The organism is Capnocytophaga stomatis, assembly GCF_002302635.1.
Lineage (GTDB): Bacteria > Bacteroidota > Bacteroidia > Flavobacteriales > Flavobacteriaceae > Capnocytophaga > Capnocytophaga stomatis.
Genome location: NZ_CP022387.1, coordinates 2688555 through 2706331 on the forward strand (window position 1 = coordinate 2688555; position 17777 = coordinate 2706331).

The window sequence follows — 17777 nt, forward strand, 5'->3', positions numbered from 1 at the left end:
GTTAATTTACAGATTGAAATAATAACTACATTCCCTCTAAAAGTCTGTCCAAAGAAACGATATCTTGTATCAAAACTTGTCTGGCTTTGCTTCCTTCAAACGGACCTACAACACCAGCGTGTTCCAATTGGTCAATAAGTCTTCCGGCTCGGTTGTAGCCTAACTTCAATTTTCGCTGTAAAAGTGAAGCAGAACCTTGCTGTGTATTTACCACAATTTCAGCAGCTTCCCTAAAAAGAGGGTCTCTATCTTCTGGATTGAAATCCAAATCAAGACCTTCGCTTTCCCCACCAACGTATTCTGGTAGTAAATAAGCATCAGGATACGCCTTTTGGTTACCGATATATTCAGTAATGTGGTTTATTTCCGGAGTATCAACAAAGGCACATTGAATACGAATTGGCTCATTGCCTTGTGTGTAAAGCATATCCCCACGACCAATCAATTGTTCCGCTCCCGAGCCATCTAAGATGGTTTTGGAGTCAATCTTTGAAGTCACACGGAAAGCAATCCTTGCAGGGAAGTTAGCTTTGATGATACCTGTAATCACGTTTACAGACGGACGTTGTGTGGCGATAATCAAGTGAATACCAATTGCTCGTGCCAATTGTGCCAAGCGGGCAATAGGCAATTCAACTTCTTTCCCAGCAGTCATAATCAGGTCGGCAAATTCATCTACTATCAAAACAATATACGGTAAAAATCGGTGTCCCTCGTTTGGGTTTAATTGCCTTGCTTTGAACTTTGCGTTGTATTCCTTTATGTTACGAACCATAGCATTTTTCAGCAATTCGTAGCGATTATCCATCTCAATACAGAGTGAGTTCAAAGTATTTACAACTTTTTTATTATCCGTGATTATAGCATCCTCACTGTCAGGTAATTTGGCTAAAAAGTGACGTTCAATTTTGTTGAAAAGTGTAAGTTCCACCTTCTTTGGGTCGACCAATACAAATTTCACTTCCGCAGGGTGTTTTTTGTATAGTAAAGATGTTAAAACTACGTTCAAACCAACGGATTTTCCTTGTCCCGTAGCACCAGCCATCAAAAGATGTGGCATTTTGGTTAAATCGGCAACAAAAGTTTCGTTACTAATGGTTTTACCGAAAGCCACAGGCAGTTCCATTTCAGCGTGTTGAAACTTAGGAGAGGTTATCATCGAACGCATAAAAACCGTTGTAGGTTTTTTGTTAGGAACCTCAATACCGATAGTTCCTTTTCCGGGAATAGGAGCGATAATACGTATTCCTAAAGCTGCCAAGGAAAGAGCGATGTCATCTTCCAAATTTTTGATTTTGGAAATACGAATTCCTGCTGCTGGAACAATCTCATAAAGTGTAACAGTTGGCCCAATGGTTGCTTTTATTTGCGAAATTTCAATTTTATAATCCTTAAGTGTCTGAACGATAGTGTTTTTGTTTTCCTCTAATTCTTCCTGATTGATAATGATTCCGTTATCTTTCGGCTCAATTAGCAATTCAATTGAAGGAAATCTGTAATCGCTCAAATCCAATCTGGGATCATATTCGCCATAATTTTCAACCAATTTTTGAGCCAATAATTCAGGATCGATTTCTTCTGTTTTAGGTTTTTCTACCTCAAAATCAGGTTCTTTTATATTTGTTATGAAAAAATCGTCCTCAATTTCAATTTCTTGAGAAGCTTCATTTTGGAAATTATCAATGAAAGGAATTTCTTTTTTGTGAGTAAAAACATCCAATTTTTCAGCTTCTTTTTCCTTTATGAAAATATCTTTTTTATTTGCTTTTGTATCTTCTTTAATATCAATCTTTTCTGTTGATTTTTCTGTGCTGTTGTACGATGATTTTTCTCTTTTGAATTTTGATAATGTATCAGAAAAAATTGCACTAACTTTTTCAGGAGTTAGGTTAGCTTTGAAAACAACATATAAGGTTAAAAATAGTAATAAGACTAATATTGTGCCGAAACGCCCTAAATAATCCTGAAGGAAGTGATTGATTTCAAAACCTGAAACGCCTCCAAGAATACTTGCTTTTCCTGAGAAAAACCCCAAAAATGTAGCGATGAAAACAGTCCAAAGCACTCCCCAAAACCATCGATTTAGCATAGGAATTTTGAGGTTAAAAGCAATTTTTAATCCCGACAAAAACAACAAACTAATAGGAATAAGCGTCGCTAAACCAAACCCTTTATAAATGAGAATATACCCGAGATAAGCACCTATTTTGCTGGTAAGATTGTTGGCTTTTTCTTGTCGGTTACCAACCTCAGACCAAATGCTTTGGTCGGTTTGCCAAGTGAAAAAATAGGACACAAATGTGATAATTAAGAAAAGAGAAATGACAATCAAAACAATCCCGAAAATTAATTTTCGTTGTTTTGACTTATCAGATTGATTTTTAGGCTTTTTATCTGTTTGTTTTTGCTTTTTTTGTCCCATTTATATTTTTGAAAAATTGAAATTGAAGATGAACGAAAAAATTGAGAATGAATCTTTTTCACTCTCAATTTGTTGATTCCAAGGTTTTTATGTTATTTCAGTTTTGCCAATGCAGCCTCATAATCAGGTTCGTTGGTAGTTTCAGCCACTTGTTCCGTGTGAATAACATTTCCTTCTTCGTCTAAAACAACTATGGAACGAGACAGCAAGCCTTTCAAAGGTCCGTCAGTAATCGCTACTTCATAATGATTCCCAAAATCTCCTCTGAAATCAGAAAGCATTACCAAATTTTCAATGCCTTCCGCTCCGCAAAAACGCCCCAAAGCAAAAGGTAAATCTTTTGAAACACAGAGTATTTGCACATTATTTAAGTTGCTGAGTTCTTTGTGAAATCTGCGAACAGAAGCCGCACAAACTCCCGTGTCAATACTTGGGAAAATATTTAAAACGACTTTTTTCCCTTTAAAATCACTTAAAGAAACCTCTGCTAATCCTGTTGAAACTGCTGTAAAGTTAGGAGCTGATTTGCCTACTTTTGGTAACTCTCCCGCTGTGTGGATAGTATTACCTTTTAATGTGATTGTTGCCATAAAAATTTGAGTTCTAAAATTAATGAATACGGGCAAAGATAAGATAAAAAAATGGAAAGTTAAAAGTAAAAATGAAAAAGTCCGCAGTTCAGAATTATTGGAAAGAACTACGGACAAAAAATGTTGATTATATTTAAAATTAATTGAGCTTGTCGAAGCCTTTTCCATAAACGCCCATTACAGTTGCTTTGGTTACAAAAGCTTCAGGGTCAATGCTTCCTACTAATCGGAAAATAGAAGTGGCTTCAGTGCGGCGTGCTATTACAATTACTATTTTCTGAGGAGTTTGGGAATACCAACCAAGTCCGTCAATTACGGTGCATCCGCGTTTTATTTCTGTGTTGATGTGAGTAGCAATTTCGTCGTAATGTTTTGAGAATATGAAAAGTTGAACCGATTGGCGAGCTCCATTTATCACAATTTCAACCATTTGCCACATCAAAGGAAGAAGAATCAAGCCGTAAATCGTTCTTTCTAAAGTTTCTTTATCGCTATCTAAGATGAAATAAGATGAAACAACTATCAGAACGTCAACGATTAACAGAATTCGAGCGAGACTGATACGATAATATTTTGTCACCAAAGCACCTATAATGTCAGTTCCTCCCGTACTTCCATTTACTGAAAAAACAAGCCCCAAACCTGTACCGCAAAACAGCCCTCCTACAATTGCAGAAAGAAATTCATCGCTAACCGGTGGATTTTCAGAGAAATATGGTTGTAAATAAGATTCCCCAAAGCTCAACATTAATGATAATAAACCAATTCCTAACAATGTACGAATGACATATTGGCGGTTTACGGCACGAAAAGCAATCGCCAGTAAAACGATATTTACCACCAAAGTTGTTTTCCAGATTTCAATGCCTGTTACATATTTAACTATGATGGAAATTCCTGACAGTCCGCCGGTTACAATTCTGTTTGGAATGATGAACCCCGTCAACCCAATGGTGAAAAGAGCCAATCCTAAAATGATTACCAAATAATCTTTAATGTAGAAAGACTTCAGATATTTTATTCTACGACTTTTATTTTTTTTCATATTCTTAAAATATATCCATTTATTAAATTTGAGTGCAAAAATATTTAATATTTTTTAATTTGGGAGTTTTTTTCGACTGTTTTTTTTCATATCCTCAAAATGTATCTATAGTTTGTTTTTTAGTTTTATTTTTCTACTTTTGCACCCGAAAATAATGCTGGTAATCAAAATCATATTTTAGAGTTCTTAAATTTATGTTGACACGAAGACATATCAGAGTAAAGGTGATGCAATCCATTTATGCAATGACACAAAGTCAAAGTCAGAGCTTGGATAAAGAATTGAAGTTTTTACAAAATAGTGCGAACGATACGTTCAAACTTTATTTACTAACCTTCTCTCTTTTGAAAGAACTTCACAATATGGCTGTTACGCAGTTTGAAGTTGCACAGAAGAAATATTTAGCAACCACGCAGGATAAAAATTTGAATAAGAAAATAATTGATAATCAGGTTTTTATTCTTATTTCGAATAATGAGCTTCTGCAAGATGCAATCAATAATGCTCAGATGAATTGTTGGGATTTGGATAGCGAATATGTCAAAATTATTTATAAAAAGATTATAGAGAGTGACATATACAAAAGATATGTATCTGAAAAGAAATCCGATTTCAACACAGACAGAGACTTTGTTGTAGATGTATTTAAGGAAATTGTGGCTCCTAATGAAAAAATTTATGATTATATAGAAGGATTTAACTTAACTTGGATAGATGATTTTTCAATAGTTAATACTTTTATATTGAAGTTGTTAAAGAATGTAAAGCCAGATAGTAATGAAAAATATTTTGTGCCGAAACTCTTTAAAAATGATGACGACAAGTTATTTGCAACCGATTTACTGAAAAAGGTAACGCTAAATGACGAAAAATTACAGAGTTACATACACGAAAAAACAATTAATTGGGATAAAGATCGTATCGCTGTTTTGGATAATATAATCATCAAAATGGCTATTTGCGAGTTTTTGAAATTTCCGACAATTCCAGTGAAAGTAACTCTGAATGAATATCTTGAGATAGCTAAGGAATATTCAACAGAAAAAAGTAGTATTTTTATCAACGGAATTCTTGATAATTTATCCAAAGAATTTCAGGAAAGAAATGAGCTTAATAAAATAGGAAGAGGCTTGCTTTAAAAGCATACAAACACAAAAATAACTTAAAATTTAGATAATAATGGAAGTACTTAATCAATTTGGACCAATTATATTAATGTTTGCGGTACTTTATTTTCTTATGATTCGTCCGCAAATGAAGCGTCAAAAACAAGAAAAGAACTTTGTTCAAGAGATGAAAAAGGGAGATAACGTAATAACTAAGAGCGGTATGCACGGACGTATCGTTGAGCTTACTGATGATAGTTGCGTTATAGAAACTCTTGCTGGTAAAATCAAATTTGAGCGTTCGGCTATTTCTATGGAAATGTCAAAAAAATTGAACGCACCAAAAGAGGTGAAAAAATAATTAAATACGAAGAGTAAATTTAATTGCAAATATAAAAAATCCGTGAGTGTTTTTCATTTCACGGATTTTAAGTTTTTGTAGATTAGGATTTTTAAAAAAAGTTTAGATGGCAGTTCATAATGATTTTGGAAAAGAGGCTGAGCAAATTGCAGCAGATTTCTTGGTGAAAAATGGGCATCAAATTCTGGAACGTAATTTCACGTTTGGTCACGCCGAAATTGATATTATTTCACAAAAAGGAAATACTTTGCACATAGTTGAGGTTAAAGCCCGAACTTCAACAGCTTATGGAGAGCCAGAGAGCTTCGTTAGCAAACAAAAAATAAATTTGGTTATAAAAGCAACAAATAATTATATCGAAAAAAAAGATTTGGATTTAGAAGTTCAATTTGATATTATTTCAATTGTAAAAAATAGTATTGAATTCAATATCAATTACATAGAAGATGCGTTTTATTCTTTCTGAAAAGTTAAGAAAAAGTGAAAAAATAAATTCACTGTTACAAAATCATTTTTTGTTGTATTTTTGTAACAAAAATAAGATTAACTTTTTTAGAAAATAATTTGATGAAAACAGTATCGTCTGCCGTTGAAAATTATATCAAATCAAAGCCTTTTTTGCAAACCGCACTCTCTCAGGGGATTATTAATTTGACTTCTCTTGCGCGTATTATTCGCAAGGAAATTCAAAATGATACAACGCATCGCGAAGTGCGTAATGGTGCTATTGTGATGGCTTTGAAGCGATTGTCTACCGATATGGAGTTTCGTTCAACTCATCGCATTGTTAAGGTTCTGAAAAATATCGGAGAGATTATAGTTCGTTCAAATTTAACGGATTACACTTTTTTGGTATCCGAAACAATTTTGAATAGCCAAGCTGAATTGCTGAAAAAAATCCAAAATACCAAGGATGTTTTTTACGCAACATCAAGGGGAGTGAATGAAACCAGTTTGATTGTTAGCAACTCTACGGAAGCAATTGTTGAAGAAGTTTTTAAAAATGAAAGATGCTTGCATAAGTTTACAAATTTGGGTTCAATAAGTGTGAAACTTCCGGAAGAAAACATCTCAGTACCAGGTATTTATTATTTCATATTTCAGAAATTGGCTTGGGAAGGAGTTTCTATGAATGAAGTGATTTCTACAGCTAATGAATTTACTATCATTGTTCCTGAATATCAGGTAGATGTAGCATTTAAAGTGATTAAAGATTTGAAATTATTATAGTTAACAGAAGTTTAAAGATAATTACTAACCACTAAGAAACAAATTATGGTTCGAGTTCGATTTGCTCCAAGTCCAACAGGAGCATTACACATAGGCGGGGTGCGTACCGCTTTGTTCAATTATTTATTTGCTAAAAAACACGGAGGAGAATTTTTACTTCGTATAGAAGACACTGACCAAAATCGATATGTGGAAGGTGCTGAAAAGTACATTATTGATTCACTGAATTGGTGCGGAATTCCGTATGATGAGGGGGTGGGAAAAGAAGGAAAACACGCTCCGTATCGCCAAAGTGAACGTAAGGAAATCTACAAAAAATATGCCGATGAACTTATTGAAAAAGGCTGGGCATATTACGCTTTTGACACAGCAGAAGAACTTGATAATCAGAGAAAAAAATACGAATCCGAAGGAAATACTTTTATCTATAATTGGAGCAATCGGCAACAATTAAAAAATTCCTTATCACTTTCCAATGAAGAGGTACAAACACGAATCCAAAACGGAGAAGAGTTTGTAATTCGTTTTAAAATGCCGCACGATGAAGTTTTGAAAATGAACGATTTAATTCGTGGTGAGGTAACTGTTGATACTAAAACATTGGACGACAAGGTTTTATTCAAAAGCGACGGAATGCCAACATATCATTTGGCTAACATCGTTGATGACCATTTGATGGAGATTTCGCACGTGATTCGTGGGGAAGAATGGTTACCGTCAATGCCATTGCATATTTTGTTGTATCGTGCTTTTGGTTGGGAAGCTCCACAATTTGCACATTTGCCATTGATTTTGAAGCCAGTAGGAAATGGAAAGCTAAGTAAACGCGATGGAATTAAGTTAGGTTTTCCGGTTTTCCCGATGGATTGGCAAGAAGAAAGCGGAATGCTCAAAGGCTTCAGAGGAGAGGGCTATTTTCCGGAAGCTTTGGTGAACTTTTTAGCTCTTTTAGGCTGGAATCCTGGTAATGATGAAGAAATTTTTTCATTAGAACAACTTACTCAATTTTTTGATTTGGAGCGAGTTCATAAAGCAGGGGCAAGATTTAATATTGAAAAGGCTCAGTGGTTCAATCATCAGTATTTGCAGAAGAAATCAAATACCGAATTAGCGAACGAATTTCAAAAAATCCTCCACGAAAAGAATATTTCAAAACCAATTGAAATAGTTGAGAAAATAGTTTCGTTAATTAAAGAAAGAGCAACTTTTGTTTCTGATTTTTGGGAATTAGGAAATTATTTCTTCCAAAAACCTGAAAAATATGATGAAAAGGCATTGAAAAAGCAATGGAAAGAAAATACGGCTGAAATTATTTCGGAAGTAGCTGAAATCATCAAAAACACAGCCGATTTTTCTTCATCAGTTTTGGAAGAAAATGTCAAAAAATACATCTCTGAAAAAGGTTACGGATTTGGTCAGGTAATGCCTCCGCTTCGGTTGGCTTTGGTGGGAGAAATGAAGGGAGCGCATATATTTGATATTATGGAAGTTATCGGAAAAGAAGATACACTTAACCGATTGTCAGCCATTTTGGAAGAAAACAAATAATTAAAATTTTAAACAAAATGACATTCTTGAGTTTTATTTGGAATCCGGATGAGGCTTTATTTACCATTCCTATTTTGAATGTAGGTGTGCGTTATTACAGCCTGATGTTTGTGGTGGCTTTTGGGTTGGGCTGGTATTTAACAAAAAAAATATATCTGAATGAAGGAAAAACTTTGCAGCAGTTAGATACGTTATTCATTTACACAGCTTTAGCTACGTTGATAGGTGCTCGGCTTGGGCATTGTTTTTTCTACGATTGGGATTATTTCAAGCATCATATTCTGGAAATTTTCCTACCTGTAAGGTTTGAACCTGAATTTCAATTCACTGGATTTTCGGGGTTGGCAAGTCACGGAGCGGCGGTGGGGATTATCATTGCGATGGTTTTGTACGTCAGAAAATACAAAGATATTTCACTTTCGTGGATTTTGGATAGGGTAGTAATTCCTATTTCTATCGGAGGAATGTTCGTTCGGTTTGGGAATTTCTTTAATTCTGAAATTAACGGGAAAGTGGTGAGTGAAAGTTTTCCGCTGGGAGTGAAGTTTGTTCAAGGGGGAACGATTTCTCCTCGTGAGGCGATGAAAATCACAGGAACGAATACCCCTGACGCGGCTTATGATTTAATTGCTTCGGACCCTCGTTTTTCTGAAGTGTTAGCAAGCATTCCGTATCAACATCCGGCACAATTGTATGAGGCTTTCGGTTATTTCATATTATTCTGGATTTTATGGTATTTTTATTGGAAAACGGACAAAAAACAGCAACCTTATTTCATCTTTGGTTTGTTTTTGATTATTCTTTGGGGCATTCGTTTTGCAGTAGAATTTGTGAAGGAAAGCCAAGGCGGATTTGAAAGCAGTTTGGGATTATTCTCAACAGGACAATGGCTCAGCATTCCGTTTATCATCGCCGGTTTTTATTTCTTGCTTAGAAAAACCAAATAAAAATTTTTAAGAATAATTAGAAAAGTGATTTTTTAAATTAGAAATATTATTAGATAATGAATTTTTTTAGAAAATATTTTGTGCATTTGGCATTAGGACTTGTTGGAATTGCAGCATTGGCATATGTTTTGCCCGTACTTTTTTCATCTGAGGAAAAGAAAGTTATATTTCAAGAAACTGAAATTAAAGCTCCTGAAATTGAGTTTACAAGAGAAGCCGAATTATCAATATTTAAAAATGGTAACTTGCTGAAAAAGATAGATGTAGAGTTTGCTGATACACCTGAAGAGACAAGCTTGGGACTGATGTATCGTAAAGGAATGGATGAAAATCAAGGAATGTTATTCATTTTTCCGGAGGAAGAAATGCGTTCATTTTATATGAAAAATACTGAGTTTCCGCTTGATATTATTTATTTAGATGCTCAAAAACAAGTAGTTAGTATTGCGAAAAGAGCTAAACCTTATGATGAAACTTCGCTTCCGTCAGAAAAACCGGCAATGTACGTTTTGGAGATAAATGGCGGACTTTCAGATAAATGGGGAATCGAGGCAGGAGATACAATTACATTTGAGAAAATTAGATAAAATCAAAAATGGAAGAAAAAGTAATTCTGGTAGATGAACAAAACAATCCTATTGGCTTGATGCCCAAGCTGGAAGCACACGAAAAGGCATTGCTTCATAGGGCTTTTTCAGTTTTCGTAATGAATCAAAAAGGAGAAGTGATGTTACAACAACGAGCTTTACATAAATATCACTCTCCGGGTTTGTGGACAAATACTTGTTGTAGCCATCAGCGTGAAAATGAAACTAATGTGGAGGCTGGAAAGCGTCGTTTGCAAGAAGAAATGGGATTCACAACCGAGCTGACGGACGTAATTTCTTTCATTTATAAAGCTCCTTTTGATAATGGGCTTACTGAACACGAATATGACCACGTTTTGCTGGGATATTACGAAGAAAATCCTAATATAAACACGGAAGAGGTTGCCAACTGGAAATGGGAACTCCCTGAAAACATAAAAAAAGATATCGAACAAAATCCGCAAAAATACACCGAATGGTTTAAAATTATTTTTGAAAAATTCTACGATTATTTGTTTGATAAGAAAATAGAAAAATAGTAAAATTGAAAAACTTAATCTCGGAATACTTTTAGGGATTAAGTTTTTGTTTTTTACGTAAAACATTTTATTTTTGCCGTATGAATCATTTTGTAGTATCCGCAAGAAAATATCGCCCGCAGTCGTTTCGTGATGTGGTTGGGCAACAGGCAATTACCAATACGCTTATGAATGCCATTGAGAATAATCATTTGGCTCAGGCTCTTCTGTTTACGGGACCTCGTGGGGTAGGGAAGACTACTTGTGCAAGGATTTTGGCAAAGAAAATCAATGAGCAAACTTCGGGAGTACAAGATGATAATGACTTCGCATTCAATGTATTTGAGTTAGATGCTGCTTCTAACAATAGTGTGGATGATATTCGCAGGCTTATCGACCAAGTGCGTATTCCGCCTCAGGTAGGAAAATACAAAGTATATATCATTGACGAGGTGCATATGCTTTCAACGGCAGCTTTCAATGCTTTTTTGAAAACTTTGGAAGAACCCCCTAAGCACGCTATTTTCATACTGGCAACAACTGAAAAACACAAAATCATCCCAACGATTCTTTCGAGATGTCAAATATTTGATTTCAAGAGAATTACTGTAAATGATGCTCGCGAGTATTTGAAATATATTGCTCAAGAACAAGGCATCGAAGCCGAAGATGAGGCACTCCAAATTATTGCTCAAAAAGCAGACGGAGCGATGCGTGATGCTCTTTCTATTTTTGATAGAGTGGTTAGTTTTTCCGGAAATAAAATTACACGTCAAGCCACTTCCGAAATACTGAATGTGCTTGATTATGAAACATATTTTGCCATCACAGATCTTATTTTGGGAAATAAACTTCCTGATTTGCTAAAGGCTTTCAATGACATTATTGCACAAGGGTTTGATGGTCATCATTTTATTTCTGGTTTAGCAAGTCATTTCAGAGATTTGATGGTTTGTAAAAATCCCATCACCATCGCACTTATGGAGGTAAGTGAGGAAACGCAGAAAAAATATTCACAACAAACTCAAAGAACTACCGTTCCATTTTTGATGGAAGCTATCAATATTGCAAACGATTGTGATTTGAAGTACAGAAGTAGTAAAAATCCACGATTGTTGGTTGAAATTGCTTTGATGCAACTTGCATCTTTGACCTTTGAAGGTGATAAAAAAAAAATGATGGACGCTTCATAATTCCGGCGTATGTATTTAATAAACAGGAAGAAATACAACCGTCATCCGTAACAGCTAATGAGCAAAAATCGGTTACGCAAATAACAACTTCCAGACTTCACGCTAACATCCCAACAATAACAAAACAGGAACGAACTGAGGTAATTTCAAGTTTTTCAATACGAAGTGTTCAATTAAAGACAGAAGTAAAGAAGAACTCGAAAGAGGAAATTATTGACCCAAATTCTCTGCCTCGGGAAGAATTTTCTGAAACGGATTTTCTCCGTTTTTGGAATAATTATATCGAAAATTTATTGGCAAAAGGAGAACGAATCCAAGCTTCGTACTTGCAAATGAGTGTTCCCGTACTCAAAGAGAAAGAGATTCATTTAGAGGTTTCTAACGATACTGCTCATACGGAAATTTTACAGAATGAAAGCAGATTACTTGATTATTTACGCAAATCACTATGTAATTATGATATTTCTTTGAAGCTTATTAAAAATGAAGAATTAGCGAAAAAGATTTTGGTCACTCCTGATGATAAATATGAAAAATTACTTGAAATCAATCCTTTACTGAAAGAATTTCGAGAAGCATTTAACTTAAATTTAGGATTTTAACCAATTGCGAATTAAATGTAAATTTAACTTTTAAGCTTGAAAAATAATAAAAGAGAGTTTATATAAAATAAATTTCTATATTTGTGGGGTTTAACTTAAATGACAAATTATGTTATATATTTATATTCTTATTACAGCACAGATAATCAATGGATTATTTTTTTGGAAAGGCTATGAAAAGGCAGGTTATAAGGCGTGGCAAGCCTTTGTTCCTTTTTACAATAATGTTATATTTTTAAAAATTATAGAACGTCCGTGGTGGTGGCTCTTTCTGATGTATTTGCCTGTAATTGGGAATATTATGCTCATCGTGATGAATTACGAGTGGTTGCACGTTTTTGGCTATCGTAGAAAGAGATATACTTTGCTTTCTGTTCTTACTTTAGGAATATTTACAGCTTACGTAACTTATTTGCCTACAACTAAATACATTGGTAAGGATAATGAAGTAATTAAGAAAAACGTATCTTCGTGGATAAGTGCTACACTTTTTGCTGTGGTTGCGGCTTCGGCAATTCATACGTATTTTATTCAGCCGTATATGATTCCGACTTCATCTTTGGAAAAAACTTTGTTAGTTGGTGATTTTCTGTTTGTTAGTAAGTTTCATTACGGAGTTCGTGTGCCGATGACGCCACTTTCGTTGCCTATGGTTCACGATTCTATTCCGTTGGTGGGTACAAAATCATATTTGAAAGTTCCGCAGTTGCCTTATTTGCGTTTGCCTGCATTGCAAAAAATTGAGCGTAACGATATTACGGTTTTTAACTGGCCTACAGATACGGTGCGTTTTTTCCGCGATAATTCTAATATTCACGTTGACAAACCAATCGATAAAAAATCGAATTACGTGAAAAGAACTGTTGCCATTCCGGGAGATAAATTTGAAATCAAAGATGGAGATGTTTACATCAACGGAAAGAAAGAAATCTATCCCGTTAGAGCAAAATTGCAAACATCTTATGTTGTTGAAACTAAGCCTAATATTGGTCAGTTAACTCCTGCTTTTATGTACCAACAGTTTGATGTAACTGATTATTTTACACAAATTCAGCCTAATATTTACGTGTTTTCGTCATTAACTGAGGAAGTAGCCGAAGCTCTGAGAAAAAGCCCTAATGTGGTTTCTGTAAAAAAACGAATTGAGGAGGCAGGGAAGTACAATCAGGCTGTGTTTCCGCATTCTGAAAAATTTCCGTGGAACGAAGACCAATACGGACCTGTAACAATTCCTGCTGAAGGACAAACAATTACACTCTCTGTTGAAAATTTACCACTTTACAAACGAATTATTGAAGTTTACGAGAATAATTCTTTGGAAATCAAAGGAAATGATATTATCATAAATGGACAAAACACAAATTCTTACACATTCAAGCAAAATTATTATTGGATGATGGGGGATAATCGCCACAACTCGGAGGATAGTCGCTTCTGGGGATTTGTTCCTGAAGATCACGTACTTGGAAAACCTGTTCTGATTTGGATGAGTACAGACAAAAATGCTTCAGGTTTGAATAAAATCCGTTGGAATAGGCTTTTTACCACTGTTAATGGCGAAGGTGAACCCGTTTCGTACAGATATTACGCCCTTGTGCTAATTGTTCTGGTTTGGGGTGGATATGAATTTTATTCCAGAAAGAGAAAGAAAGCGAAAGAATCCAAATAAAACGTAAAAGAATAGAATAATCGTTATAAAATTCAAAGAAGTTGTGTTGAATTTGTGCATTATTCAACCCGAATTGAATTTCAAAAAGAAAAATAATATAAAATGTATCAGGCATTAATTCACCCGACATATTTCCCGAGCATTGCTCAATTTCATTTGATGCTCACACATCCTTGTGTTTTGGAAGTTTCGGATAATTATCAAAAACAAACACTCCGAAACCGAGCCTATATTTACGGAGCTAACGGAAAATTGGCGTTAAATCTGCCTATTAAGCACGTTGGGGGCGAAACCGGAAGACAACTTTTCAAAGATGTGCGTGTGGAAAATCATTTTCCTTGGCAGCGATTGCATTGGAAGAGCCTCGAAACGGCGTATCGAACTTCACCTTTCTTCGAGTATTATGAAGATGATTTATATCCGCTTTTTGAGAAGAAATATACGTTTCTGTTGGATGTAAATATGGACACAATCGAAACTGTTTTGGCTTGTTTGCAAACCGATATTAATTTTGACAAAACAAAAAGCTACGAAGCAGAACCTAAGGAAGTTATAGATTTCCGTTTTCTGACTTCTGCCAAAAAAGAATTTCCTTTGCAAATGGAAGAGTATCATCAAATTTTTTCCGATAAGCACGGATTTTTGCCTAATCTGAGTGTATTGGACTTACTTTTCCACGAAGGACCTAACACGGAGGATTATTTGATAAACAAAGTACAGTTATAAACATAAAAATCAATCTAAAAATCACATTTTTAGAGCATAAAGAAGTAAAATGAAGTTTCCGCAACCCTACACATTAAAGCAAATTGCCACCATCATCAAGAGTTCTTTCGTGGGTGATGAGAATTTTCCCGTGCTTGGGATGAATGAAATCCACGTGGTGGAAGAGGGCGACATCGTTTTTGTTGACCACCCGAAGTATTACGACAAAGCTTTGCAATCCAGAGCTACAATCGTCTTGATTAACAAAGAAGTAGAATGCCCCGAAGGAAAAGCACTCCTCATCTCCGATGACCCGTTCAGGGATTTCAATAAATTGACCGACTTTTTCAAACCGTTTGAGAAATCCACAGCGTTGGTTGCTCCGTCGGCTCAAATTGGAGAAAATACCGTCATACAACACGGAGCATTCATTGGGAATAATGTAAAAATCGGGAAGAATTGCACGATTCACCCTAACGTGAGCATTTACGATGATTGCATTATTGGTGATAACGTAACCATTCACGCAGGAACTGTGCTGGGGGCTGATGCATTTTACTATAAAAAGCGTCCGGAAGGTTTCGACAAGCTCAAATCGGGTGGAAGAGTAGTGATTGAGGACAATGTGGATTTGGGAGCTTTGTGTACTATTGACCGAGGCGTTACAGGCGACACGACAATCAAACGCGGAACGAAGATAGACAATCAAGTTCACGTGGGTCACGATACAATTATCGGGGAAAAATGCTTGATTGCTTCACAAACCGGCATTGCAGGATGTGTAGTTATTGAAAATGAAGTAACTATTTGGGGGCAAGTGGGAATAACCAGCGGAATTACCATTGGAGCGAAAGCAGTTATTCTGGCACAAAGCGGAATTTCCAAATCATTGGAAGGCGGACTAACGTACTTCGGTTATCCGGCTGAGGAAGCTCGTAAAAAATACAAGGAAATGAGTGCCTTACGAAGATTAATCAAATAAAATAAAGCTCCGTCACAATTAAAAATAACAAAAATCAGTACAAAGGACGATGGAAAAACCTGTATTAGAGCTAAAGAACACATCAATATATCAACGTTCGAGTTTAATTCTCACCGAAATCAACCTAACAATAAACAAGGGCGAATTGGTTTACCTTATCGGGAAGACGGGAACCGGAAAAAGCAGTTTAATAAAGCTCCTCTACGGTGATTTGCCTCTGGAAAAAGGTGAGGGGAGTGTTGTCGGCTTTAATTTGAAGAACCTCAAAGAAAGCGAAATCCCGCTTTTGCGAAGAAAACTGGGCGTGGTGTTTCAGGACTTTAAGCTGCTTTCGGACAGGAGTGTTTTTAACAATTTGTCGTTCGTGTTAAAGGCAACGGGCTGGCAAGATAAAGAAAAAATCAAACAACGCATAGAAACCGTTCTTGCTAAGGTAAAAATGCAGGATAAGGCGAAAAAATTTCCGCACGAATTATCCGGAGGAGAGCAGCAACGCGTTGCAATTGCACGTGCTTTGCTCAATGACCCCGAACTTATTTTAGCAGACGAGCCTACGGGAAACTTAGACCCCGAAACCAGCGTTGAAATTATGCAAGTTCTGAAGGAAATCAATGCTTCGGGGCGTACAATTTTGATGGCAACGCACGATTATGCTCTTATTTTGAAGTTTCCGTCCAAAACGCTCAAGTGCGATGATAAAAGAGTGTTTGAGGTAGTGCAAAAACGCCCTACAATATAAAAAAATCATACTTAAATACTACAAAAACAATTGGCAGACGAATAGGAATTTCTCTTATTCGTCTTTTCTTTTTGTTAAAAATTTGGAAATTAAAAATATAAACTATAAGTTTGTCATATATTTGAAAATGAATTATATAAAACAAAAATACATCAAACGGAAATAAAGCTCGGTTTGTGTGCGTTTTTGAAAGCTCTGATGCAAGAATGAAGTAATCTATCAGAAATGAATCGTCATCCGATGGAAATGAATCGTCATCCGATGGAAATGAATCGTCATCTGATGGAAATGGAACGTCATCTGATGGAAATGGAGCGTCCTCTGATGGAAATGGAGCGTCATCCGATGGAAATGAAGCGTCCTCCGATGGAAATGGAACGTCATCCGATAAAAGAGAAACATAAAATTGAAATAAAATGAGAAAACATTACTACACAATCGCAGGAATGATACAGAATTTCGGAATTCTGTTTGAAAATTTGAAAAATAATGCCGAAATTGCCCAAGAAATGGCAGAATATGGCTATGGAGAGACAGAAATTGCACAAGGAAAGGCTTTGTATGATAAGGCTATCGAATTGCATCAAGCCAATCTGAAGGAAACCAAAGAAGAAACGGAGTCGTATGCCGATTTCGACAAGAAATTCAACTCCGTCTTGTCCGTTTTTATGAAAGACCGCAAGAAGGGAAAAATCGTTTTTAAAGACCAAGAAGCCAATTTGCGTACACTTCGTTTGAAAGCCTTACCCTCAAAGAGCATCGCTTCACTGATGGAGGAGATGAAGAATTTTTATAACGTGCTCGACCAAGATGAAGCCTTACGCCAAGCTATTTCCCGCTTAAAAGTTGATGAATCACACATCAAATCGCAGTTGGAAGGCATCGTACAAGCCGAGAAAGCCTACGCCGCATATCAGAATGAAAAAGGAGAGGCACAACAAGCCACAAAAAACAAAGATGCTGCATTCAGCGAGCTGGAAAAATGGGTGCGTGAACTGTACAGCGTGGCAAAAATAGCGTTGGAAGACAAGCCTCAACTGTTGGAAAGCATCGCAAAATCGGTTCGGAGCTAAAAATAACGAAATAATGTATTATCTTTGCCGAAGTTTTAATACTTTGGCAAAGATTTTTTAATAAGGCAACCTATTAAATACATTAATTAATCATATTGATTGTCAGGTTGAGCAAAGTCACTGTCAGGCTGAGTGAATTTATTGTCAGGCTGAGCGAAGTCGAAGCCCTATCAATTAAATTGAATGTCAAACTGAAAGAATTTATTGTCAGGCTGAGCGAATTTATTGTCAGGCTGAGCGAATTTATTGTCAGGCTGAGCGAAGTCACTGTCAGGCTGAGCGAATTTATTGTCAGGCTGAGCGAAGTCGAAGCCCTATCAATTAAATTGAATGTCAAACTGAAAGAATTTATTGTCAGGCTGAGCGAATTTATTGTCAGGCTGAGCGAAGTCGAAGCCTCTTTACACAAAAAAATGAATTTCGTTCAATTTAATAGTGAAAAAACCTTATTTTAATAAGC

The 17777-nt window shown here is 35.8% G+C and carries 20 protein-coding genes; 17 read left to right on the top strand and 3 right to left on the bottom strand.

Annotation, left to right across the window (positions count from 1 at the left end; genetic code table 11):
* Positions 1-25: 25 nt before the first annotated feature.
* From CGC58_RS11920 to CGC58_RS11930, 3 genes are all read right to left on the bottom strand, one after another.
* Entirely contained in the window at positions 26-2422 is a 2397-nt protein-coding gene (locus tag CGC58_RS11920) for an FtsK/SpoIIIE family DNA translocase (RefSeq protein WP_095896916.1), read from the bottom strand.
* Between the two features lie 92 nt (positions 2423-2514).
* Complete coding sequence (tpx, locus tag CGC58_RS11925; RefSeq protein ID WP_095897224.1) at positions 2515-3012, bottom strand: thiol peroxidase; 498 nt, start codon at positions 3010-3012, stop codon at positions 2515-2517.
* 139 nt (positions 3013-3151) lie between these two features.
* Positions 3152-4057: a YitT family protein gene (locus tag CGC58_RS11930; RefSeq protein ID WP_095896917.1), complete on the bottom strand. Its 906-nt coding sequence runs from the start codon at positions 4055-4057 to the stop codon at positions 3152-3154.
* Positions 4058-4251: 194 nt separating this feature from the next.
* Here CGC58_RS11930 and nusB point away from each other — a divergent pair, with 194 nt between their 5' ends.
* The 17 genes from nusB to CGC58_RS12015 all read left to right on the top strand — a co-directional run bounded on the left by nusB (position 4252) and on the right by CGC58_RS12015 (position 17772).
* Positions 4252-5196, top strand: coding sequence for a transcription antitermination factor NusB (gene nusB, locus CGC58_RS11935; RefSeq protein ID WP_095896918.1), 945 nt, complete (start codon positions 4252-4254; stop codon positions 5194-5196).
* Between the two features lie 40 nt (positions 5197-5236).
* The gene (gene yajC, locus CGC58_RS11940) at positions 5237-5524 is read left to right on the top strand and encodes a preprotein translocase subunit YajC (RefSeq protein WP_095896919.1); all 288 of its coding nucleotides are present in this window, start codon (positions 5237-5239) and stop codon (positions 5522-5524) included.
* A 106-nt stretch (positions 5525-5630) separates the two neighbouring features.
* Positions 5631-5990 carry a YraN family protein gene (locus CGC58_RS11945; protein ID WP_095896920.1) on the top strand — a complete coding sequence of 120 codons (360 nt, stop codon included), beginning with the start codon at positions 5631-5633 and terminating at the stop codon, positions 5988-5990.
* 101 nt (positions 5991-6091) lie between these two features.
* The gene (locus tag CGC58_RS11950; RefSeq protein ID WP_095896921.1) at positions 6092-6754 is read left to right on the top strand and encodes an aspartate kinase; all 663 of its coding nucleotides are present in this window, start codon (positions 6092-6094) and stop codon (positions 6752-6754) included.
* Positions 6755-6799: 45 nt separating this feature from the next.
* A complete protein-coding gene (gene gltX, locus CGC58_RS11955; protein WP_095896922.1) occupies positions 6800-8302 on the top strand; it encodes a glutamate--tRNA ligase in 1503 nt (500 codons plus the stop codon).
* Positions 8303-8319: 17 nt separating this feature from the next.
* Positions 8320-9249 carry a prolipoprotein diacylglyceryl transferase gene (lgt, locus tag CGC58_RS11960; RefSeq protein WP_095896923.1) on the top strand — a complete coding sequence of 310 codons (930 nt, stop codon included), beginning with the start codon at positions 8320-8322 and terminating at the stop codon, positions 9247-9249.
* Between the two features lie 56 nt (positions 9250-9305).
* Positions 9306-9836 carry a DUF192 domain-containing protein gene (locus tag CGC58_RS11965; protein WP_095896924.1) on the top strand — a complete coding sequence of 177 codons (531 nt, stop codon included), beginning with the start codon at positions 9306-9308 and terminating at the stop codon, positions 9834-9836.
* Positions 9837-9844: 8 nt separating this feature from the next.
* Complete coding sequence (idi, locus tag CGC58_RS11970; RefSeq protein ID WP_095896925.1) at positions 9845-10375, top strand: isopentenyl-diphosphate Delta-isomerase; 531 nt, start codon at positions 9845-9847, stop codon at positions 10373-10375.
* An 80-nt stretch (positions 10376-10455) separates the two neighbouring features.
* Positions 10456-11547: a DNA polymerase III subunit gamma/tau gene (gene dnaX, locus CGC58_RS11975; RefSeq protein WP_095896926.1), complete on the top strand. Its 1092-nt coding sequence runs from the start codon at positions 10456-10458 to the stop codon at positions 11545-11547.
* A gap of 293 nt (positions 11548-11840) precedes the next feature.
* Positions 11841-12149 carry a hypothetical protein gene (locus CGC58_RS11980; protein WP_232748841.1) on the top strand — a complete coding sequence of 103 codons (309 nt, stop codon included), beginning with the start codon at positions 11841-11843 and terminating at the stop codon, positions 12147-12149.
* A 109-nt stretch (positions 12150-12258) separates the two neighbouring features.
* Complete coding sequence (lepB, locus tag CGC58_RS11985) at positions 12259-13818, top strand: signal peptidase I (protein ID WP_095896928.1); 1560 nt, start codon at positions 12259-12261, stop codon at positions 13816-13818.
* 102 nt (positions 13819-13920) lie between these two features.
* Positions 13921-14544 carry a WbqC family protein gene (locus CGC58_RS11990; RefSeq protein WP_095896929.1) on the top strand — a complete coding sequence of 208 codons (624 nt, stop codon included), beginning with the start codon at positions 13921-13923 and terminating at the stop codon, positions 14542-14544.
* A 49-nt stretch (positions 14545-14593) separates the two neighbouring features.
* A complete protein-coding gene (locus CGC58_RS11995) occupies positions 14594-15505 on the top strand; it encodes a UDP-3-O-(3-hydroxymyristoyl)glucosamine N-acyltransferase (protein WP_095896930.1) in 912 nt (303 codons plus the stop codon).
* Between the two features lie 49 nt (positions 15506-15554).
* Positions 15555-16244, top strand: coding sequence for a cell division ATP-binding protein FtsE (locus CGC58_RS12000; RefSeq protein WP_095896931.1), 690 nt, complete (start codon positions 15555-15557; stop codon positions 16242-16244).
* A 225-nt stretch (positions 16245-16469) separates the two neighbouring features.
* A complete protein-coding gene (locus tag CGC58_RS12005; protein ID WP_095896932.1) occupies positions 16470-16664 on the top strand; it encodes a hypothetical protein in 195 nt (64 codons plus the stop codon).
* A complete protein-coding gene (locus CGC58_RS12010; protein WP_095896933.1) occupies positions 16661-17317 on the top strand; it encodes a hypothetical protein in 657 nt (218 codons plus the stop codon). The genes CGC58_RS12005 and CGC58_RS12010 overlap by 4 nt, the downstream gene beginning before the upstream one ends.
* 107 nt (positions 17318-17424) lie before the next feature.
* Positions 17425-17772, top strand: a complete 348-nt coding sequence (locus CGC58_RS12015) for a hypothetical protein (protein ID WP_157909266.1) — start codon at positions 17425-17427, stop codon at positions 17770-17772.
* Positions 17773-17777 lie beyond the last annotated feature (5 nt).

Coding starts and splice junctions, on each gene's coding strand:
- CGC58_RS11920 (WP_095896916.1), bottom strand. CDS start 2,422: ATGGGACAAAAAAAGCAAAAACAAACAGATAAAAAGCCTAAAAATCAA.
- tpx (WP_095897224.1), bottom strand. CDS start 3,012: ATGGCAACAATCACATTAAAAGGTAATACTATCCACACAGCGGGAGAG.
- CGC58_RS11930 (WP_095896917.1), bottom strand. CDS start 4,057: ATGAAAAAAAATAAAAGTCGTAGAATAAAATATCTGAAGTCTTTCTAC.
- nusB (WP_095896918.1), top strand. CDS start 4,252: ATGTTGACACGAAGACATATCAGAGTAAAGGTGATGCAATCCATTTAT.
- yajC (WP_095896919.1), top strand. CDS start 5,237: ATGGAAGTACTTAATCAATTTGGACCAATTATATTAATGTTTGCGGTA.
- CGC58_RS11945 (WP_095896920.1), top strand. CDS start 5,631: ATGGCAGTTCATAATGATTTTGGAAAAGAGGCTGAGCAAATTGCAGCA.
- CGC58_RS11950 (WP_095896921.1), top strand. CDS start 6,092: ATGAAAACAGTATCGTCTGCCGTTGAAAATTATATCAAATCAAAGCCT.
- gltX (WP_095896922.1), top strand. CDS start 6,800: ATGGTTCGAGTTCGATTTGCTCCAAGTCCAACAGGAGCATTACACATA.
- lgt (WP_095896923.1), top strand. CDS start 8,320: ATGACATTCTTGAGTTTTATTTGGAATCCGGATGAGGCTTTATTTACC.
- CGC58_RS11965 (WP_095896924.1), top strand. CDS start 9,306: ATGAATTTTTTTAGAAAATATTTTGTGCATTTGGCATTAGGACTTGTT.
- idi (WP_095896925.1), top strand. CDS start 9,845: ATGGAAGAAAAAGTAATTCTGGTAGATGAACAAAACAATCCTATTGGC.
- dnaX (WP_095896926.1), top strand. CDS start 10,456: ATGAATCATTTTGTAGTATCCGCAAGAAAATATCGCCCGCAGTCGTTT.
- lepB (WP_095896928.1), top strand. CDS start 12,259: ATGTTATATATTTATATTCTTATTACAGCACAGATAATCAATGGATTA.
- CGC58_RS11990 (WP_095896929.1), top strand. CDS start 13,921: ATGTATCAGGCATTAATTCACCCGACATATTTCCCGAGCATTGCTCAA.
- CGC58_RS11995 (WP_095896930.1), top strand. CDS start 14,594: ATGAAGTTTCCGCAACCCTACACATTAAAGCAAATTGCCACCATCATC.
- CGC58_RS12000 (WP_095896931.1), top strand. CDS start 15,555: ATGGAAAAACCTGTATTAGAGCTAAAGAACACATCAATATATCAACGT.
- CGC58_RS12005 (WP_095896932.1), top strand. CDS start 16,470: ATGAATCGTCATCCGATGGAAATGAATCGTCATCCGATGGAAATGAAT.
- CGC58_RS12010 (WP_095896933.1), top strand. CDS start 16,661: ATGAGAAAACATTACTACACAATCGCAGGAATGATACAGAATTTCGGA.